Below are 2,454 nucleotides of genomic sequence, written 5' to 3'. Positions count from 1 at the left end.
CCGCCACATGGCGCACACCAGTCCCTATGCCGACTGGTATGCCGGTCTGAAGGCTGACGATTAAGGCAATCGCGAAAGTCTAGCCACGCGATTACTTGCGGCGCGTTTCCCAGCCTTTCTTTGCGGCGGCTGACCGTTTCTCATGGCTCTGGGACGATCCGCTCTTGCGACCGCCCTTGCGGGACGCGCTGTGGTTCTCGGGCTTGCCTCGCCCCGATCCGGACTTGTTTCCGCCACCTGATTCCTTGTTCACCGTCGCCCACGCACGGCGTTCGGCTTCCTTCTTGCCGACACCGCGGTCCTCATAGCCTTCCTCGATATGTTCGGCCTTGCGCTTCTGCTTGTCCGTGTAGCTCGACTTGTCGCCCTGCGGCATTGCTGCTCTCCTGAACACTGGTCCCCGCATTTTGCGAGAACGACCAACCGGCAGATTTGCTTCCTCGCTTCGTCGCAGATGCCGCCACGGAAACCGGCGGTTCATGACGCCGTTCTTAAAAAGAACAATATGGGAACGTGAGATTGCCATGACCGAACAGCTGCACAATCCCAAGCTCGACGAGCATCCCGGCTCGAAAACCGAAAAGAATCCCGAAGGCTGGGTGTCCAGCGACGATCCGATGACGGGGGCGCAGGGCTCCTATTTGACGACACTGTGCAAGAAGCAGGCTAAGCGCCGCCGCCTGCCGACCTCAGCAAGGCCGAAGCGTCAAAACGCATCGATATGCTCAAGGCGAACCTCGGTTTCGACTGACCCCAAACAATACGATGTTCAGTGAGCGAGCTGGTCGCGGGCGAGACATATGGTCACGACCCGCTCGCCGCCATGCCACGCTTTATCGATCGTCCCGCCGAGTCCACGCAGAGCGGCGCTCATCAGCTCTGTCCCGAAGCCCTCATCGCCATTGTCATAACTGCCACCGTATTCGCGCCAAGCGATAGTGATGGTTGCGTTCGCCACGGTGATATCGACCGTGAGCTGGCCGTCGGAATGGGAAAGAGCGCCATATTTTACGGCGTTGGTGGCGAGTTCGTGCAGAAGCAGCGCTAGTGACGTCGAGGCATTAGCTCCGACGGGCGCGTCGCACCGCGCGATGGTGATCTGACCCTCGTTGCGATAGGGCTCCAGCACCGCCCTGAAGACCTCGCTTAGCGCGGGCTCCTCTTCGCCAGGAAGGCCGAGGACAAGTTGCTGCGCAGCGCCGAGCGCGGTGATCCGGCTGCTCAGGTCATTAGCGAAGTCATTGACATCGTCGGCCCTTCGGCGGCCGACTCTTACAAGCCCTTGCACGATCGACAGCAGGTTCTTGATGCGGTGATGCATCTCTCGAACCAGGAGCCGCTGGTTCTCGGCATGACGCAGCCGTTCGCCGATATCACGCGCGATCGTCGACGCCCCAATGATCTCGCCCGCGGCGTTATGCACCGGCGAGATGGTAACCTCGATATGGACAGGTTCGCCATCCCTGCGCCGGCGTACCGTTTCGAGCCGATCAATGCGTTCGCCGGCCCGCAGTTTGCCAATGATGTCGGCTTCCTCCTGGAGCCGGTCCTCGGGGATGATGAGCGTAATGGGCTGGCCGATCGCCTCTGCGGCGGAAAACCCGAACAACTTTTCGGCTCCCGCATTCCAGCTGGTGATGACGCCGTCGAGCGTTTTGCTGAGGATGGCGTCGCCGGAATTGTCCACCACCGAGGAAAGCCACAAACCGGCGTCGAATTTGGGATCATACATCGTCGAATGCCTCACGTTCCCTCGTTAGCGAACTTGCCAGTGGCCATTTCAAAAAAAACGTGGTGGCTGGCCACATGTGAGGCGCAGCAGTGGGCGTCAAGGACATTATAAATATAGGCGGATGCCATCGACGCCTGTCAGCCTGTTCGTGTCGTGGTCGATTAGCCATCCTTCTTGGCGCTTGTGCGTTGGTGCCGAAGCGGACCTCTCGTGATCGTCCGATCCCTGCCAGTAAACTCTCCGCTCTTGTCGATACTGAAGGATGCGCTGACAGCCTGAGGCTGACCAGCGCGCAAGTTCAAAATGCCTGCGAAGCCGAGGCCTTGATTGAGACCTTTCCCAATGGCGCAATCCTGGGGGGCGATCAGGGCTAAGACAGCAAGGCCACCAACCGTCAGAAGGGCCCGGTAAGCACGAGATTTCTTGATCTGGAGGTGAGGATTTCAATGGACCGAAGCCAGCGCTGGATCGCCGCGCGGCAGACGGGGGGAGGAGCCGGACCTGCCCAAAAAAATCTCTTGAAACCCCATCCTCTCTTCTTAACTTTTTCTCGCCGGACGCTGAAAACCGGGTCTGGTGGACATTGAGAGTGCCGGCTCTCTCCGGCACGTCTCATGCCCGAATTGCTCAATAGGAGGATTTGGAAATGAGAACCACTGCTTTTGACTTTGCACCTTATCGGCGCTCAACCGTGGGCTTCGATCGGCTGGGGGGGGGGGTTG

3 protein-coding genes are annotated in these 2,454 nt (G+C 59.4%); 1 reads left to right on the top strand and 2 read right to left on the bottom strand.

Features of this window, described 5'->3' with window-relative positions:
* Positions 1 to 91: 91 nt before the first annotated feature.
* A complete protein-coding gene (locus tag LH128_RS23175; protein WP_008828912.1) occupies positions 92 to 376 on the bottom strand; it encodes a hypothetical protein in 285 nt (94 codons plus the stop codon).
* A gap of 148 nt (positions 377 to 524) precedes the next feature.
* On the opposite strand from LH128_RS23175, the gene LH128_RS23170 reads away from it, so the two are divergent.
* Positions 525 to 776 carry a DUF3072 domain-containing protein gene (locus tag LH128_RS23170; protein ID WP_008828913.1) on the top strand — a complete coding sequence of 84 codons (252 nt, stop codon included), beginning with the start codon at positions 525 to 527 and terminating at the stop codon, positions 774 to 776.
* Here LH128_RS23170 and LH128_RS23165 read toward each other — a convergent pair.
* Complete coding sequence (locus LH128_RS23165; RefSeq protein ID WP_008832121.1) at positions 770 to 1,732, bottom strand: PAS domain S-box protein; 963 nt, start codon at positions 1,730 to 1,732, stop codon at positions 770 to 772. The two genes, LH128_RS23170 and LH128_RS23165, sit on opposite strands and share 7 nt — an antisense overlap.
* Between the last annotated feature and the right edge of the window lie 722 nt (positions 1,733 to 2,454).

The sequence above is a fragment of the Sphingomonas sp. LH128 genome, from assembly GCF_000293195.2.
In the GTDB taxonomy this organism is placed as follows: domain Bacteria; phylum Pseudomonadota; class Alphaproteobacteria; order Sphingomonadales; family Sphingomonadaceae; genus Novosphingobium; species Novosphingobium resinovorum_A.
This window is presented reverse-complemented; position numbering and strand designations above follow the sequence as displayed.